Genomic DNA, 17,690 nt, shown 5'->3' on the forward strand with positions numbered 1-17,690 from the left:
CACAGCGATTGATCAAGCGTAAGCATTATTTCGCCTTGCGGGCCTTGCGCACGGCACGGCCAGCACGGCGGATGATGGCGGGGTGTCTGAGATGAGGCAGACACCCACAAGGATTATAGCTTGCTCAGTAATTCCTCGGTCAGATCACGCACCGCACGATGCCGGTCAATCCGGTTGGCGTCAAACAGATCGGTGTTAATGCGTGACCAGTCCGGCTTGAGGCGCGCTGTTTTGACGGTTTTGGGCAGATGCCAGTCCTTGTCTTCTGCCGGAATCAGCGCCATGCTGGATTGTGCCGCATGACCACGCTTGAGCAGGACCCGAATCAGGGCCAACTGGCGCAAGGCCAGCAGGGTGAGAGTATGTTCATTGACATGCCATTGGGTATAGCCGCGCATCCGGTTGAGCATCCGCTGCTTGAGACTGGTGGAACTGCCACCAAGCAACAAGCCGATGGCGGTGCCGCTGGCCGTCCCCAGGCCCATGGTCGCGCCCAGGGTGGCCGCATCAATGGTCGCTCCAGCCGCAGCCCCAGCCGCAGCGCCTCCGCCCAGCCGCAGCCCATAATGTTTCACGGCATCCGGGCTGAACAAATCCACCTCCCAGGAACCATCCACCAAGGGCAGGTTTTGTTCACTGACATGACGCCGACTAAAACGAAACAGCCCCAGCAGGGCATCCACACACTGCTGCTCGCGCTGGCGGATTTCATCCTGATAGCGCAGGGTATCCAGACGCAAGACCTCCGGGTCTGTGTCTTTGGGCATCAGCCGCTGATAGGCGGCGCTATCCAGCAACAGCTCGGCCAATTGTTCTGCCGCCGCCCGGCGTAACCAGTGCGCCTGCTCGCGGCGATCCTGCAGCAGTTGACTAAGCAGCCGGTCGTGGCGGTCATCCAGCAGGGTGCGCAGCCGTTCATACAGGCGCTGCTCGCTGTGTTCATCAAACACCACCGTATCAAAGGCCACCACCGCATGCAGATTGACGCGCGCCAACTGGGCGCGCCATTCCGCTTCTCGGGTACGTTCCAGGGCGACAAAATTAAGTACCGGCAACACCGGCACCGCGCAATAGGTCAGAATGCTCAGCTCGTCTTTGTATTTGCCCAGCACCGGCTCGCAGCTGTCAATCACATAAATCGCCGCATCACTTTGCATCACCTGGCGCAACACCTTAGCCTCCTGCTCATAACGGCTACGCGCCTCGGGCATTTGCAAAAAGTGCTGCACCCGTTCCGGGCCATCATAGCGCCCCATTTGCGCAAGGTGCTCCAGCAGATCCAGCACCCCGCCGGGGTCTTCAAGCCCTGGGGTATCAAACAGGCTCATCGCTGGCGTTCCGTCAGACAGTACCAGCTTCATCCCCTCGACATGGCGGGTAGTGCTTGGCTCATCACACACCTCACCGAAATTTTCATCCCGCGACAGGGTACGCAACAGCGAGGTTTTGCCGGTGTTGGTATGCCCAACCACGGTGATATTTAAGCTTGCATCCATCATTTAATGACTCACTTTCAAATGACCCAGGGCCTGGCGCAATGCCTCGCAACCGGGATGTGCTGCGTCTGCCAGATCCGCAGTCATCATATGATCCACCGCCACCACCTTGGCCATCTCCTGCCATTGTTGCGTGCGCGCTTCGGGATCACCGCCACGGGCCACCAACAAGGGCGCTTCATCAAGAATCAGCCACACCGGCGCCGGGGTAGCGGCACGCACCTCATGGATAAAGTTCTGCGTACCCCGATCCGGGGTGCGCGCCAGCGAACATACCACCAGCACCACCGCCGGCGGTGGTGCGCTTTGTGCCCGCAAGGCCGCAAGCACATCACGGCGCTGACTGCGCTCATCAGCCCGCCCTAAAATCAGCCATTCAACCCCCGCCAGCTGCGGCGGCCAGTGGTGATCATCACGCTCCAGCTCAACACCGATCAGCATCACAGCGCCGGTACCCACGGCCTCGCGGGGGGCCGATAAATCCTGCTCACGACCCACCCGAGGCGGAACAGGATCCACCACGCCGATATTCTGGGCACGCGGTGCCAGACGCTCGGATAAACGCGCATAGCCCTGCAGGCCGGTATTGAGCCGCAAGGCCTTGATAGCCCGCCACGCCAACGCTCCGGTCAACAACGCCAGCAACAGCCGAGGCAGCACCCCATAAAAGAAAATGGCCGACAACAGCAGTGCCGACCATTGACCACGGCCCTCATAAATCCACTGCCCCATGCGACTGGCAAGAATCAGCTCCGCATCCGGGGTATCCATCCCCAGCAGACGCGCCGGAAACCCCAGCAGACTAATCAAGGTGACAAAGCTTTGCTCACTGAGTACCGTCGTGCCCCAGACAAAATCATATTGGCGGATGCTCAATTCCAGCAGTGACCACAGCAGCGCCCCCAGACAAAAGGTAGCCCACAAGGTATGACTGAGGCTGCTGGCCAGCCAGCGCCCAATACCGTCACGGCGCAATAAAGCAAAGGTCGCCTGCAGCAATAAGGCCGCATCATGATGGCGATAGATGCGCCGCCCCACCGCATTGGCGCCATCCAGTAACAGACGCCCCAATGTCCCCCCGCCGCCGCTGCCGGGCCTAAACACTAACAGCGCAAACCAGATGCCCAGCATCAACAGTTGCACCCCCAGCAAAGCCGCCAGGGCAAGCACGATATTCACCGTGGCCTCATCGCGAAACACCGCATTCGCCGCACCAATACCGGCGAACAAAGCCAGCAGCACCGCGACAATGACAAACCAGAAGCGAAACTGATGCAGGGATTCAAAAGCCTGCTGCAACTTACTACCCTTGCGGGTATGCAGCGCCCGGGTGATGATGCGCTGCTCAAAATCCCCTCCCCGCTCCAGCGCCTGCTGCAGTGCCTGAGGCTCATCGAGCAATTTACCCGCCCGATCCTCCTCAAGGCGAATCGCCTCGGCAATGATACGCCCACCAAAACCCGGATCGTGGGCTTGCTTGTCAGATACCGCCATCAACGTTAATCCTGCGCATGTCTATGTATTTTAATAAATTAGCGTATAAATGCTGTTTGCGTTATGGCATCAGGCCATCTCTGGCGCGCCATGCGCTCAAGATACTGAAGTTCAGCGCACCCGTATGAAAATACACGCTAAAACGAGCCCCCTGCGGATAATTCTACCCCGAGGTCGCGCTATTTTCCCACTGTTGTGCATATTTCTTTGATGCTGGGGACATCAAAAACCCGCATGGCGATGACTCATCCCCGCTTAAGCCCCGCGCCTGGGGTATACTCTCGCCGATGGCATTTGCCTTGCCCATTGCTTTTTTGTGAGGTGTTACTCGATGGCGTGTTTAGTTTCTCCCAAACTGTTGCTTAAACCCGGCGCACTGGCTTTGCGCACTTTCCCTGATAGCTTTCACCGTCAGATCTTTACCCAGATGCTTAATTTTATGTTCAAGGGGCAGATCGTGACCGAGCAGCTCCATGAGATCGACGGTAAACGTCTGTGTCTGGATATTACCGATACCCGCAGCCAGATTCATATGCGTATCCAGGGGCAGCATTTACGCCCGTACACGCCGCTGCATCCGCGTGACTGGGAGGTGTGCATTCGTGGTGATCTGGAAGGTTTTTGGCGACTGGCGACCCGCGCCGAGGACCCGGATACCCTGTTTTTTCAGCGCCGCCTGAGTCTGGAAGGGGAAACCGAGGCGGGTTTGTATATCAAAAATATGCTGGATGGTGCCGAATTTGATTGGCAGGCCCATGCCATTGCGGTGCTGGGGCCACGGCTGGGCATCCGGGCGATTCGTCTGATTCAGCGCACCGGCCTGGATCGCCTTTCTGCCAAATGCTGGGCGCAGCAAGATCGCCCACAGACACGTTACTGATCGGGCTTGAGCGACCGGCTTGACGGCGATGCTGTTCTCGGCGCATGTGATGCTGGTGGTGTGCGCCTGTCTGCTGGATGCCTGGCTGGGAGATCCGGTCTATCGGTTGCATCCGGTGCGTTTGCTGGGAGACGGGAGCCAGCTGTGTGAGCGGTGGCTGTTTCGCCTGCATCTGCAAGGATATCTGGGCGGTGTGCTGCACTGGCTTGCGGTGGTGGGTGGGGCCTTGGCAGTGTGGTGGGGGATGGGTACGCTGCTGGGAGCGCTGCACCCGTGGCTGGCGTGGCTTTGGGATCTGCTGTTGGCCTATAGCCTGCTGTGTATGCGTGATTTGTATGCCCACGGCCTGCGAGTTTATCAGGCGCTGGGCGATCTGGTTCAGGCGCGCAGGGCTTTAGCGATGATGGTTGGGCGCGATACCGACAGTCTGGATCAGGGCGGGGTGGTGCGTGCCAGCATTGAAAGCCTGTCTGAAAACCTCACCGACGGGGTGCTCACACCCTTGTGGGCCTTGTGCCTGTTTGGTCTGCCCGGCTTGATTGTGGTCAAGGCGGTCTCTACGCTGGATTCGATGGTGGGCTATAAAACAGCGCCTTATCAGCGATTTGGCTGGGCGGCGGCGCGTGCGGATGATCTGGTGCATTGGCTACCCGCCCGCCTGTCAGTACCGTTGATCATGCTGGCTGCCGGGCTGATGCGCTTGCATCCGCTGACGGCCTATCACACCGCCCGCCGCGATCATGGACATCTGGCCAGCCCCAACTCAGGCTGGAGCGAAGCCGCCTTTGCTGGGGCCTTACAGGTGCGTCTGCTTGGCCCCATTCGCTACCGGGGTGAACTGCGCAACCAGGAGTATCTGGGCGATCCTGCCTGGCCTGCTGATTTAAATGCCCGGCACCTGCAGCAGGCCCTGAAGTTACTGCTAAGCTGCATGGCGCTGGCGGTCATGATTGGCCTGGGGCTTGCCTTGCTAGCTTCTGGCTGGCGTTGAGCTGCCAGCCGTGCGGCGTTATTTTTCGTCGTTATTCGCGGGGGGCCTGGCTGAGGCGGGCAATGACGGTTGCTTCGGCATCAAGAAGGAGTGCGCGCACGGTGTCTGCGCAGTGAAGTTTTGGTATGGCGTCGCTGTCGAGCAATTCCTCAGGCCAGCTTAAGTCCTTTAATTCGCTGTGTACCAGAGCGCGGGCCTGTTCGGGATTGGCGCACAGGGTATCGACGAGGCGCACCAGCTCGCCGATGGCGTCTTCACCCTCGGCAAGCTGGGCGCGATCTTGCGGGGCGCTCAGGGCTAATTTAACCTGCTCAAGCCAGACCTCTCCCAGCTCCAGCTCTTGCAAGGCTGCCCGCAGATTGTGTTCCAGGGTGCCGGGTTGCTGCGCTTCCAGGACATACAGCGGGCTGATGCCTGTCAGAGTGATGCGCAGCGCATGGAGACGATCTAAACCTTGTTGTAGCCGTGGTTTTAGTGCGTGCAGCACCTGGGTGCGCAAGGCGGCAAGGTCTGCAACACCATGAAGATCAAGGCTTAGATGGTGCCAGCGCACCACATCCAGCGCCATGAATTCGGCGCTGATCTGCCCACCTTCGACCCAGACCCGTTCGCAGCCTTTTTCCCCGGTTTCATTGGCATGACGGCCCTGCAGATTGCCGGGATAGACAATCCACGGTGCCTGGCAGACGCGCTCGCGCCGATGCACATGCCCCAGCGCCCAGTAGTCATAGCCCTTGGCCTTGAGGGTCTCCAGGTCAGTGGGGGCGTAAGGATCATGTCCGGGGCGACCGCTCAGGCTGGTATGCAGCAGGCCGATGTTGAAATAATCGGCCAGGGGTTCAGGATAACTGGGCACCCAGTCTTCGCTGACTTCGCGATTGGGGAAGCTGCGCCCGTGAATCGCTACCCGCAGAGATTCCAGGCGGTGCGTTTGTGGCGTATGGCTGGAAAAGACCGTCACATTATCGGGTAAGGTGAGCTGACGGGAGATCACCCCTTGGGCATCATGGTTGCCTTGTACCATAAAGACCGGAATCCCGGCCCGGTCAAGCCGCACCATCTGCGCTCGGAAAAACAGCCCGGTATGAAAATCCTGCCAGTCGCGGTCATAGGTATCCCCGGCCAGCAGGATAAAATCCACGCGCTCGGCCAAGGCATAATCGACAAGGTTTTCAAAGGCATGGCGAGTGGCGGTGCGCAGGCGTTCAACCGGCGCACCGTCGTAGCGATCCAGCCCTTTTAAGGGACTGTCCAGATGCAGATCAGCGGCGTGCAGAAAGCGCATCACGCACTTCGGCGGCGAGTTTGTCCAAGAGGGCGTTGACGAAACGATGCGCTTCCGTCGCCCCGAATTTGCGCGTCAAGGCCACAGCTTCACTCAGAATAATGGCCGGGGGCAGGTCGGGCTGATAGAGCAATTCGTAGGCAGCAATGCGCAGGACGGCACGCTCTACCGGATCAACCTCCGGAACCCGCTTGTCGGTGTGGCGCTCCAGTGCCTGATCAAGTTCTTTGACCCGCGCCGGTACGCCGAGCAGCAAGGTGCGAAAATACTCAAAATCGGCCTGGCGCAGCTCGCTGTCGCCATCATACTGGCTGAGAATGTCTTTGGGATGGTCATCCGTGAGTTGCCATTGATACAGCGCCTGCATGGCAACCCGGCGCGCCCGCTGGCGGGCCTGGATGTGTTGGCGTTGCGCGTGCTGATTCAAGCCAGACTCCGCAATTTGCCCAGCAGGCTGACCATTTCGATGGCCCCCATGGCGGCATCGGCACCTTTGTTACCCGCCTTGGTACCGGCGCGCTCAATGGCCTGCTCAATGGTGTCGGTGGTCAATACGCCAAAGCTCACCGGGATATCCTGGCTTAGTGCAATCTGTGCCAGGCCCTTGGCCGTCTCGCCAGCGACATAATCAAAATGCGGGGTGGCGCCACGAATCACGCAGCCCAGTGCAATCACCGCGTCATAGCGTTGGGTGTTTACCATCGCACGGGTGGCGATGGGCAATTCATAGGCCCCCGGAACGCGCACAATCTGGATACGCTCCTCGGCCACACCGTGACGGCTGAGAGCATCCAGGGCGCCTTCGAGCAGACGATCCACAATAAAACTGTTAAAGCGGGCCAGCACAATGCCAAAACGCGCTGTCTGTGCCTGCGTGAAATCGCCTTCAATGCTTTGAATCTGCATGTAAAAATCCTTAATCAATCAATGCGTTTGCGGAGAGTAAAAACAGCGCCGGGTCGCTTATAGGCCCTGTGCGTGCGGGACCAAGAGCTGTCTTAAAACGTCGGTATAGATGCGCGACAGCTGTTCCAGATCAGCCACGCTGACGCATTCATCCACGCGATGAATGGTGGCGTTCAAGGGGCCAAATTCCACCACCTGCGGGCAGATGGTCGCAATAAAGCGCCCATCAGAGGTGCCGCCGCTGGTGGACAGGATCGGTTGCAGGCCCGTGTGTGCTTCTATGGCCTGCGTCAGGGCCTCCACCAAACGCCCCGGTTCAGTCAGAAAGGGCAAACCGGACAGGCGCCAGTTCAGACGATAGTCCAGATTATGTGCATCGAGAATGGCGTGTATGCGCTGCTGGATGGCCTCAGGGCTATGCACCGTGGAAAAGCGCAGATTGAACTGCACCTCAAAGCGCCCCGGAATGACGTTATCCGCCCCCGTCCCGGCGTGGGCATTGGCTATCTGAAAGGTGGTCTGCGGAAAATATTCATTGCCCTCATCCCACACCGTAGCTGCCAGCTCTGCCAGAGCAGGTAAGGCACGGTGAATCGGATTATCGGCCAGGTGCGGATAGGCCACATGACCTTGCTGGCCTAACACCACCAAATCGCCCGACAAGGAACCGCGTCGCCCGTTTTTCAGGGTATCGCCCAGCTGCTGCTGACAGGAGGGTTCGGCTACCAGACAAAAATCAACCGTTTCCTTTTGCTGCTTGAGCCATTCCACCACCTTGACCGTGCCATGCACTGCCGGGCCTTCCTCATCGGAGGTCAGCAGCAGGGCAATGCTGCCCGCATGATCCGGATGCGCCTGCACAAAGGCCTCGCAGGCGGTGACCACCGCCGCCACCGCGCCTTTCATATCGGCAGCCCCCCGACCGTATAAATAGCCATCGCGCACCGTCGGGGTGAAGGGATCACTGCTCCATAAATCCACCGGGCCACTGGGCACCACATCGGTATGCCCGGCAAACACAAACAGCGGTCCTTCAGTGCCGCGCCGCAGCCACAGATTATCCACTTCGCCAAAGCGCATTGGCTGGGCGACAAAGCCATAGGGCGCCAGCCGCTCGGCAACCAGGGCCTGACAGCCCGCATCCTGCGGTGTCACCGAGTGGCGGGCAATCAGCTCACAGGCCAATTCCAGGGTGGCAGAGACACTCACCTCAATGCACTCCCTCAATCAAGGTCAAATTCGGGGCTATTTGCTCAGATGCGGGCTCAGCTGAATCCGGGCCATCTTCTTGAGGCGGCATAACGCCCAGGTTAATGCGTGCCACGCCGGTTTCCACCGCCGCCCGGGCCACCGCCTTGGGCACCACTTCAATCAGGCGCGGATCCAGCGGTTTGGGGATAATATAGTCAGGCCCAAAGCTCAGTGCCTCCAGATGATAGGCCCGCAATACCTGCTCCGGCACCGGCTCGCGGGCAAGACTTGCCAGCGCATGAACCGCCGCCAGTTGCATGGTCTGATTGATCTGGCGGGCATGGACGTCCAGCGCCCCACGGAAGATAAAGGGAAAGCCCAGCACATTATTAACCTGATTGGGATAATCGCTGCGCCCGGTGCCGATGATCACATCCGGGCGGGTTTTGCGTGCCAGATCCGGCATCACCTCAGGGTCTGGATTGGACAGCGCAAAGACGATGGGCCGCTCGGCCATCTTCTTGAGCATGGAAGGCAGCAGCAAATCCGGCCCGGACAAACCGATAAAGACATCGGCATCCTGACAGGCATCTTCCAGGGTTCGCTTATTGGTGTCATTGGCAAAAAAGCGCTTGTAGGTATTGATGTCTTCGCGGGCGGTGTGAATCACGCCCTTGCGATCCAGCATGAAAATATTGCGCTTTTGTGCACCCATCGCCAGCAACAGATGCATAGAAGCAATCCCGGCCGCGCCAGCCCCCAGGCAAACGATGCGCACCTCTTCGAGCCGCTTGCCCTGCAGTTGCAAGGCATTGATCAAAGCAGCGGCAATAATAATCGCCGTACCGTGCTGATCATCATGAAACACCGGAATATCCAGCCGCTCCGCCAGACGCCGCTCAATCTCAAAACAATGTGGCGCGGCAATATCTTCCAGATTGATACCGCCAAAGCCGGTGGCGATACGCGCCACGGTATCCACAAAAATATCCGGATCGGGGGCATCGACCTCAATATCAAAGACATCAATATTGGCAAAGCGCTTGAATAACAATGCTTTGCCTTCCATTACCGGCTTGCTGGCCAGTGGGCCGGTATTGCCCAGACCGAGAACCGCCGTACCGTCGGTAATCACCGCCACCAGATTTCCCTTGGCGGTGTACAGATAAGCCTCGTCTGGATGGGCATTGATATGCAGCACTGGCTCGGCTACACCCGGAGAATACGCCAGGGACAAGTCTTCTTGCGTCTCGGTCGGCTTGGTGACCATGATGCCGATCTTGCCCGGGGGATGCATGGCATGATAGTCCAGCGCCTGTTCCTTCATCGTCTTTGACATAAGCCGGTGTGCCTCATCAGTTGGAGGGTGGATAGGTGATTTCGAGGTCGGCGGCATGGCGTACCCGAATGCGCGGCTCGCCCCGGTAATAAAATACCAGACCACGGGCGCTGATGGTGGCACCGCGCAGCCGGTTAAACTGCAAATCCGGGAAATACTCCAGATCAGCGCGATCAATGCGCACCGCAAACTGTCCTTCCAGATTCAGCCAGTAGGCATTATTGCTCTCGCCGATGCGCTGTACCCGCCCCTGCACCCGGCGAAAGCCCTTGGCATCGGCAGGAAAGGTCTCGGCATCGAGCAGGGCAAATTCCGGCAACGACCAAATCCCCAGACCGTCTTCCATGGCCTGACGCTCAGTGGCGCGATAGCAGTCAATGAATTGATTATTGGGCGGAATCGTCAGCGCATATCCCAGTCCCTGCGCCAACAACAGGGCGGTGATGCTTTCGCCTTCCGGGGTAAACAGATGCGCCAACACCCGCCGATAACGATCCTCAGGCTCACGATCATACACCCAGCGCACCTGATAATCATGCTCATGCAGCAATTCCATCAAGGCATCGCGGGCCTCGTGTGCGAAGGGTTCGGCGGGAGCGTCCTTGTCACGCCAGAAAATCTCGGGCGTATCCAGCCCGATCAAACGAATCCGGGTACGGTTTTCCAGGCTGACCGTATCGCCATCATGCACATGCCAGACCTTGCCCATGCCATGATAATAACCCGGCGCGACGCACACCGCCGGCAGACTGACCTGGGCAGACACAGTGCCCGCAAAAACCGCCACAAAAAAAAGGGCACACCCGAGCAGGAGTGCCCTTTGCAGCGTGTTTCCTTGCCGGGAGAGCAAAGACACAGCCAAGCTTACATCCCGTAGCGGCGGCGGAATTTGTCAACCTGCCCCGCCGTATCCAACATTTTTTGCTTGCCCGTATAAAACGGATGGCAGGCCGAGCACACATCAAGACTTAAATCCTTGCCGTGATAGGTCGAACCGGTCTTGAAGGTATTGCCACAGCTACAGGTCACATTAATTTCGTGATAGTTCGGATGAGTATCCGCTTTCATAAAAACATCCTCAAAAAAACTTTGGAATTTGTCGCTAACCGGTAATTTTAAAGGATTCCACGCATCCGCGTAAAGCAAATCCTCTGGCCCGACCAGGTGCGATTCAACGGGTCCGATGCAAACCGAGGCCATGACCAACCGAATAAGCGTCCATCACCGCTTTGTCAGTTTCGCGCCGCATCGGCTTAGCGCGGTGCGGATGAATACGCTTTGCTTTAAAATGGCCGAAAATGCCAAGTAATGGCCTGAGGTTTTCGAGGCTGTTGACGTTTCACCAAACCACTGCTGAGGTATCCCATTGATTAAAGCAGGTATTGTCGGCGCAACGGGTTATACCGGCGCGGAATTATTACGTCTTTTGCTCGGTCATCCGCACGTTAAAATCGAGGTGATTACCTCGCGCACGCATGTCGGGGAGCCTTTGGAGGCGCTGTTTCCCAATCTGCGTGGCTTTGAGCGCCTGCGCTTTAGTGAACCCGATGTTGCTCAGTTGCAAGACTGTGATGTGGTATTTTTCGCCACGCCGCACGGGGTTGCGCATGGTATGGCCGCCGAGATTTTAACGGGTAAGGCCTGTGTGATTGATTTATCGGCCGATTTTCGGATTCAGGATCGCCAGGTGTGGGAGCAGTGGTACGGCCAGACGCATGGCGCGCCCGCGTTGATCGAGCAGGCGGTGTATGGTTTGCCGGAGGTGTATGCCACGCAGATTGCCAAGGCGCGCCTGGTGGCGGTGCCGGGCTGTTATCCCACGGCGGTCACGCTGGGTTTTCTGCCTTTGCTGGAAAGCGGCCTGATTGATCAGCATTATTTGATTGCGGATGCCAAATCCGGCGTCAGCGGGGCTGGGCGCAAGGCGCAGATGGGCACCTTGTTATGCGAGGCCAGCGAAAACTTTAAGGCTTACAGTGTCAACGGTCATCGTCATTTGCCGGAGATCCGCCAGACTTTGCAGGCGATTGCGGCCGATACGGTGGGGTTGACCTTTGTGCCGCATCTGGTGCCGATGATTCGCGGCATCGAAGCTACGCTCTATGCCCGTTTGCGTGACCCGCGCATTGATTTTGAGGCGATTCAGGCCTTGTATGAGCATCGTTATGCCCATAGCCCCTTTGTCGATGTGATGCCGCCGGGCAGTCAGCCTGAAACCCGCAGTGTGCAGGGTACCAATCTCTGTCGGCTGGCCGTGTATCGGCCACAAAATGGCGATATGTTGGTGATTTCGGCGGTGATTGATAATCTGGTTAAGGGCGCATCCGGGCAGGCCATCCAGAATATGAACCTGATGTTCGGCCTGCCGGAAAAAACCGGCCTGTCGGCGTTAGCCGTTTTGCCCTGACGCGCTAAGGCGTGGCGCAAAGATGTTCTGGCGCTGGCTGATCGCAATACTGATCTTAAGCGCTAGCCTGCTGGTGCTGCTGTTTGCGCTTGAGCAGCGTTTGCCGCCGCCGCTGACGCCCCTGGCCCAGCATTCTGTCAGCGTGGTGGATAGTCAGGGCGCATTGCTGCGGGTGTTTGCCATCCCGGCAGATAATGCCACCGGTTATGGTGCGCTACGGCTCAAAACCACGCCTGCCGAGGTTGATCCGCTGTATGTGCAGATGCTGATTGCCTTTGAGGATCGGCGCTTTTGGCAACATCCCGGCGTGGATGGCCTGGCGATGTTGCGCGCCAGCGGACAATGGCTCACGCATGGGCGCATCATCTCTGGTGGTTCTACCCTGACCATGCAGCTTGCCCGGCTGCTGGAGCCACGTCCGCGCACGCTGCCTGCCAAATGCATTGAAATGGCCCGCGCCGTGCAGCTGGAGCGCCGTTACACCAAAGAAGAGATCCTCGGCTTTTACCTGACCCTGGCCCCCTTTGGGGGGGCGCTGGAAGGGGCGCGGGTGGCCTCGCTGGCCTACTTTGGCAAAGAACCCAAACGCCTCACCCCGGCCCAGGCTGCCCTTCTGGTCGCTTTGCCACAAGCGCCTTCGCGTCTGCGCCCGGATCGCTATCCGCAGCGCGCCCGGCAGGCTCGTGACAAGGTATTGCAGCGCATGATGCAGGCCGGGATTATAAGCCCGCAACAGCTGCATGAGGCACTGCAAGAACCCATCCCCACCCAGCGCCACCCGTTACCGTTTTATGCACCGCACGCCAGCGAGCTGGCGAGGCGTCAACAGCCGCAGGCCGAGGTGTTGCACACCACCTTACATGCCCCCTTGCAACGCCGCGTAGAGATCCTGGTCCGTGATTATGCGACGCGTCTTGAACCGGGGGCCAGTCTGGCTGTGCTGGTGGCAGAGCATGGTCATCCGGTGAAAATCCGCGCCTATGTCGGCAGCAGCGATTACTTCAACAGCCGCCATCAGGGCGCGGTCGATATGGTGCAGGCGGTGCGCTCCCCCGGTTCTGCGCTCAAACCGTTTATCTATGCCCTGGCCTTTGATAACCATCTGGCCCATCCATACACCCAGGTCAACGACACCCCGCGCCACTTTGGCCGCTATGCGCCAACCAATTTTGATGGCCAGTATCGTGGCCAGATCAGCCTCAGCGAGGCCCTGCGCCATTCCCTGAATATTCCGGCGGTGGCGCTGCTGGAACGCCTTGGGCCGCGCTATTTTTTGCAGCGTCTGGAGAGCCTTGGTACACCGCTGCGCCTTCCCGCGCAGGCACAGCCCGGTCTGGCCATGGCCTTGGGTGGGGTTGGCATCTCGCTGGCGCACTTGACGCAACTGTATGCGGGACTGGCGCAAGGAGGACAGGTTAGCCCGCTGACCCTGCAGGCCGAGGCATCGCCCAGCCAGCCTGCGCCTAACTGGGTGAGTGCGCAGGCCGCCTGGCAAGTCACCGACATCCTGCGCACCACCCCGCCGCCGGGCGCATACGGCGCTCGTCTGGCCTATGCACAGGGCGCGATTGCCTTCAAAACCGGAACCTCGTATGGCTTTCGTGATGCCTGGGCGATGGGCTTTGATACCCGCTACACCATCGGCGTATGGGTCGGCAAACCGGATGGTACCCCGCGCCCTGGTGTTGATGGGCGGCAGGGCGCCGCGCCGCTGCTGTTTGCCCTGTTTGATCTGTTACCGGCTGACCCCGCCCGCGCCTTGCGCCCACCGGTAGCGTTGGCCAATGACCCCTGGGCTTACATCACCACACCGGATGCCCTGCCTATCGCCTGGCAACGCCTGGAAGGCAGTCCCCAACGACATAGCCCTGTCCCGGCGTTACAGCTACTCTTTCCGCCCGATGGTGCCGAGCTCGAACTCACGGGCCGCCACGCTACCCCGCTGAGCCTGCCCCTGCACGCCAAAGGCGGCCAGCCACCCTACCGCTGGTTGATCAATGGCCAGCCCTTGCCACCCCACAGCCGCGCCTGGACACCCGATGGCCCTGGTTATGCAGACATCACCGTCCTTGATCAACACGGCACCACCCGCCACGCCACCGTCTGGCTAATCCCTTGACCTTTTCCCCGTTCCATCAACACCGGGAGCGCCAAGCACTGGCCGATACCCCGATGGCGCTTAACGCCCGGAAGAACTGTTTTTTGCTCCTTACCCACGCCGACCGGGCGCTCTATCAGGCCAAAGCGAACAGGTCTGTCTTGAGGTCGGTGCATTTTTCATCGGGATCGGCTGTGGCAGGTTTCACTACAATGTCATTTTATCACTCAGCGGGGGGGGGCGAGGTTTTTCGAGGCGCCCTGAAGAAAAAAGGAGGGGTGTTTTTTAAGCGGCATCAAGATGATGCCGCCACGGGATGCTTAGCCCGCCGAGGCTGCCAGTGTCTCCACCTCAAAGCCTACCACGCACCGCTTATCACGGCTGAATTCCACACCAATGAGATGGATCGGCTGCCGGCGAATGAGTTCGCCAAAGCTGCCAGCGATATCGAGGTCAGGATGCACTGTGACACCGAGCGCATCGCGGTTGACACGCAACAGATCGAAGATGCGTCGATCCAGCTCGGCACGGCTGTGTAACACACCCTCGGCAAAGCTTAGGCGAATCACCGGATAACGAATCTGCCAGTCCCAGCGATCATGGATATACAGTCCGCGAAACAGCGGCTCGTTGCCTTCAAACAGCTCTTTGAGCGTATCGAGAAACAGGGATTTGCCAAAACGGCGCGGGCGAGAGAGAAAGTAATAATTGCCTTGTTCGATCAGCTTCAACGCCAGCGCGGTTTTATCGACGTAATAGCAGCCTTCGTTACGCAAAGTAGCGAAGGTCTGAATGCCGATGGGCAGTTTTAAGCGAGTTAGGGTCATTGAGATTAAGCTAATCGGCTTGCAAAACAACTGCAACTCCACCCCGTCAAACATTGCCGCCTTGCCACCCCCAAAGCGGCAAATGCCGCCGTCTATTTCTGCCGCTTTCCACCAACAAAACCCCTCATCTCACTGAAAAAAAAAGCAAAATCAAAATTGGCCCCGGAATTGCTTTAACAGGCGTGTACACCCCTGGGACCGCGCAGCACCAGCTACGCATCGAGAAACCTGGGACCGCGTAGCACCAGCTACGCATAAAAAACGGGACCGCGCAGCACCAGCTACGCATAAAAAACGGGACCGCGCAGCACCAGCTACGCATAAAAAACGGGACCGCGCAGCACCAGCTACGCATAAAAAACGGGACCGCGCAGCACCAGCTACGCATAAAAAACGGGACCGCGCAGCACCATCTGCGCATAAAAAACTATGCGTAGCAGGTGCTACGCGCTCCCAGGGCACTCCCAACAACCAAGCACCAAAGAGCACCAAACCAACCAAACCCAAACAACACAGGAGAGACATCATGTCTTCAACCGTCATCAACACCAACGTCATGTCACTCAACCCTCAGCACAACCTGAGAAAATCCGACAACTCCCTCGCCCAGAGCCTGCAACGGCTCTCCTCGGGGCTGCGCATCAACAGCGCCAAAGACGACGCCGCCGGACTCGCCATCTCGGATCGCATGACCGCGATGATCAAAGGCAACGCCCAATCCATCCGCAACGCCAACGACGGCATCTCCATGGTGCAGACCGCCGAAGGCGCGCTCAGCACCATCGGCAACGACCTCCAGCGCATGCGCGAACTCGCCGTGCAATCGGCCAACGACAGCAACACCGCGCTCGACCGCGTCACCCTCGACAACGAATTCCAGCAACTCATCCGCGCCATTGGCCGGGTCGCCAACAGCACCGACTTCAACACCCGCAAACTGCTCGACGGCACCCTGCAAAGCCAAGTCTTCCAGACCGGCGCCAACCAGGGCAACACCATCGCCACCACCTCCGTTGACGCCCGCAACACCCAACTCGGCTCCCGTCAAATCCTGGGTAACGAAGGCGTCACCGAAGCCCAGCTCAAAAACGGCGTACAGGAAATCAAAGGCAGCTTCACCGTCAGCATCAGCGAAGTGCGCGGACAAAGCATCGTCCCCATCGAGCTGGAAATCGACCTCAGCAACCCCATCTTCAACCCCGACGTCAACCCCGGCGGCGCCACCTCCGAAGGCACCAAAGCCGGCACCACCGGCCTCACCACCCTCGAAGACGTCACCCGCGTCGTCAACAACGCCATCCAGCGCGCCATCGCCGGCACCGAAAAGGGCAACGACCCCAACGGACCCTTTGCCAACACCTTCAGCTACGGCGAAGGCACCATGAGCGAAGCCGACGCCCGCCTTAAACTGGCCCAGGCCAACGTCTCCGCCGCCATCGTCACCCGCAACAACGGCGAAAACACCATCATCCTGCGCGGCGCCTTTGACTCACAATTTGAACTGCGCATGGATGAAAGCGTGGAAATGTCACTCAAAGCCGGACGCGATGTCGGCACACCAGCCATTGACAGCGTACCGCCACTCACGGGCACTAATTCTGCGTCATCACAGACGGTGTTTAAGTTAGCTCTTGCTGGTTTAGTTCCAGCTGATGATTTTGTTTTAACTACATACACTGCAGCCAACGGGCAGGAGGTGATTGGTGGTAGTGGTGGTGTCACGGCAATTACTATTGGTGGGGGTAATTATGCCGATATAGGACAACTCGCAGATCAATTAAACGCCGCATCAATCGCCAATAACCTAGGCTTGGTGTTTTCACTCAATGCAGGTGAACTTGGCATTACCGACACCTTCGGACGCGGGATACCGTCGACATTAAGTGCTACCAATGATGCAACTACCTATACTCAAACTAATGTCTCTTTAGTTACTGCAGCGGGCACCTCAACCATCACCCATCTCAGCTCGCGCACGGTTGACTACGCCAATGTTACAGCCGGTGATCTGGGCGTCTTGAAACTGACCCTGGGCGGCATAGACTACGAAGTCGATTTGTCGGGGGTGAATGGTGATGTAATTGGAAATCCAAACTTGATTTATGATGAAATTAACGCGGTTTTAGCGGCGGCCACACCGTCGGCACAAGAGGACATAGCCGCCACCGTCACTGCTGGTCCTCCACCAGTAATTACACTCACAGATGCGATACATGGCCGCAGTATCAGCAATGTCAGTCTGTCTTTGCCTTCGGAGGCTCGTTTTGACAATTTAACGCCGACCTTTAACGATGGTGTCGGAGAGAATATCTCCAACTTCAGCATCACCATCGACGGCCAGCGCATTGATGTCGATCTCACCGGGGTTACTGAGGTAGATGGCGGTCTGGACAGCCTGAGCCATGCGGTCAGAACCGCCATTCATGGCTATCAGATTGACCCCAGTAACCCCACCGTACCGGCACCGTTTGCCGATGTTGACGTGGACGTTGTCGCGGGGACAGAGTCGGGCACCCATAAGCTGGTAATTCTCGACCCGCAAGGGCGCAATATCGAAACCACCCGCCTCAGCGGCCCGGAAACCATCAAACTCTTCGACCACGAAGAATATGATGCCGCGCTCAAAGACCCTGATACCGACAACCCCTACGCCAGCGAACAGGTGAACCTGACCCAAATCAACGTCACCACCCGCTATGACTCCATGCTCGCCCTCAACATCATCGACGGCGCGCTCAACCAGATCTCCGACCTACGCTCCGAACTCGGCGCCGTG

At 58.5% G+C, this 17,690-nt stretch carries 14 protein-coding genes and 1 pseudogene; 5 read left to right on the plus strand and 10 right to left on the minus strand.

Going from position 1 to position 17,690, the window contains the following annotated elements:
* Window positions 1-113: 113 nt before the first annotated feature.
* Window positions 114-1,499, minus strand: coding sequence for a DUF3482 domain-containing protein (locus tag THISIDRAFT_RS11355; protein WP_246585382.1), 1,386 nt, complete (start codon window positions 1,497-1,499; stop codon window positions 114-116).
* Window positions 1,500-2,990, minus strand: coding sequence for a DUF2868 domain-containing protein (locus tag THISIDRAFT_RS11360; RefSeq protein ID WP_006787993.1), 1,491 nt, complete (start codon window positions 2,988-2,990; stop codon window positions 1,500-1,502).
* Window positions 2,991-3,321: 331 nt separating this feature from the next.
* On the opposite strand from THISIDRAFT_RS11360, the gene ubiT reads away from it, so the two are divergent.
* Together ubiT and cbiB are read left to right on the plus strand one after the other, a co-directional pair.
* Complete coding sequence (gene ubiT / locus THISIDRAFT_RS11365) at window positions 3,322-3,870, plus strand: ubiquinone anaerobic biosynthesis accessory factor UbiT (protein ID WP_006787992.1); 549 nt, start codon at window positions 3,322-3,324, stop codon at window positions 3,868-3,870.
* Window positions 3,871-3,898: 28 nt separating this feature from the next.
* The gene (cbiB, locus tag THISIDRAFT_RS11370; protein WP_006787991.1) at window positions 3,899-4,861 is read left to right on the plus strand and encodes an adenosylcobinamide-phosphate synthase CbiB; all 963 of its coding nucleotides are present in this window, start codon (window positions 3,899-3,901) and stop codon (window positions 4,859-4,861) included.
* A 31-nt stretch (window positions 4,862-4,892) separates the two neighbouring features.
* Here cbiB and THISIDRAFT_RS11375 read toward each other — a convergent pair whose 3' ends face one another.
* From THISIDRAFT_RS11375 to rpmE, 7 genes are all read right to left on the minus strand, one after another.
* Window positions 4,893-6,146 (minus strand): metallophosphoesterase family protein, encoded by a 1,254-nt coding sequence (locus THISIDRAFT_RS11375; protein ID WP_006787990.1) that lies wholly within the window; start codon window positions 6,144-6,146, stop codon window positions 4,893-4,895.
* On the minus strand, window positions 6,124-6,573 hold the full coding sequence (gene nusB, locus THISIDRAFT_RS11380) for a transcription antitermination factor NusB (protein ID WP_006787989.1): 450 nt from the start codon (window positions 6,571-6,573) through the stop codon (window positions 6,124-6,126). Before nusB ends, THISIDRAFT_RS11375 begins: the two co-directional genes overlap by 23 nt.
* On the minus strand, window positions 6,570-7,052 hold the full coding sequence (gene ribH / locus THISIDRAFT_RS11385) for a 6,7-dimethyl-8-ribityllumazine synthase (protein ID WP_006787988.1): 483 nt from the start codon (window positions 7,050-7,052) through the stop codon (window positions 6,570-6,572). The genes nusB and ribH overlap by 4 nt, the downstream gene beginning before the upstream one ends.
* A 57-nt stretch (window positions 7,053-7,109) precedes the next feature.
* Entirely contained in the window at window positions 7,110-8,261 is a 1,152-nt protein-coding gene (gene dapE, locus THISIDRAFT_RS11390) for a succinyl-diaminopimelate desuccinylase (protein ID WP_006787987.1), read from the minus strand.
* A 1-nt stretch (window position 8,262) separates the two neighbouring features.
* Complete coding sequence (locus THISIDRAFT_RS11395; RefSeq protein ID WP_006787986.1) at window positions 8,263-9,582, minus strand: malic enzyme-like NAD(P)-binding protein; 1,320 nt, start codon at window positions 9,580-9,582, stop codon at window positions 8,263-8,265.
* Window positions 9,583-9,598: 16 nt separating this feature from the next.
* Window positions 9,599-10,348, minus strand: a complete 750-nt coding sequence (locus tag THISIDRAFT_RS11400; RefSeq protein WP_246585383.1) for a thermonuclease family protein — start codon at window positions 10,346-10,348, stop codon at window positions 9,599-9,601.
* Between the two features lie 98 nt (window positions 10,349-10,446).
* Entirely contained in the window at window positions 10,447-10,650 is a 204-nt protein-coding gene (rpmE, locus tag THISIDRAFT_RS11405; protein WP_006787984.1) for a 50S ribosomal protein L31, read from the minus strand.
* Between the two features lie 298 nt (window positions 10,651-10,948).
* On the opposite strand from rpmE, the gene argC reads away from it, so the two are divergent.
* Window positions 10,949-11,989, plus strand: coding sequence for an N-acetyl-gamma-glutamyl-phosphate reductase (argC, locus tag THISIDRAFT_RS11410; RefSeq protein WP_006787983.1), 1,041 nt, complete (start codon window positions 10,949-10,951; stop codon window positions 11,987-11,989).
* 22 nt (window positions 11,990-12,011) lie between these two features.
* Entirely contained in the window at window positions 12,012-14,108 is a 2,097-nt protein-coding gene (gene pbpC / locus THISIDRAFT_RS11415) for a penicillin-binding protein 1C (RefSeq protein WP_006787982.1), read from the plus strand.
* Between the two features lie 395 nt (window positions 14,109-14,503).
* On the opposite strand, the pseudogene THISIDRAFT_RS11420 reads toward pbpC, so the two are convergent.
* A pseudogene (locus THISIDRAFT_RS11420) lies at window positions 14,504-14,914 on the minus strand (AAA family ATPase); the annotation flags it as partial.
* Between the two features lie 526 nt (window positions 14,915-15,440).
* Here THISIDRAFT_RS11420 and THISIDRAFT_RS15195 point away from each other — a divergent pair.
* Window positions 15,441-17,690 (plus strand): flagellin N-terminal helical domain-containing protein (locus tag THISIDRAFT_RS15195; protein WP_221914001.1); only part of this gene is annotated, 2,250 nt, incomplete at its 3' end.

Source organism: Thiorhodospira sibirica ATCC 700588, assembly GCF_000227725.2.
Classification (GTDB): domain Bacteria; phylum Pseudomonadota; class Gammaproteobacteria; order Ectothiorhodospirales; family Ectothiorhodospiraceae; genus Thiorhodospira; species Thiorhodospira sibirica.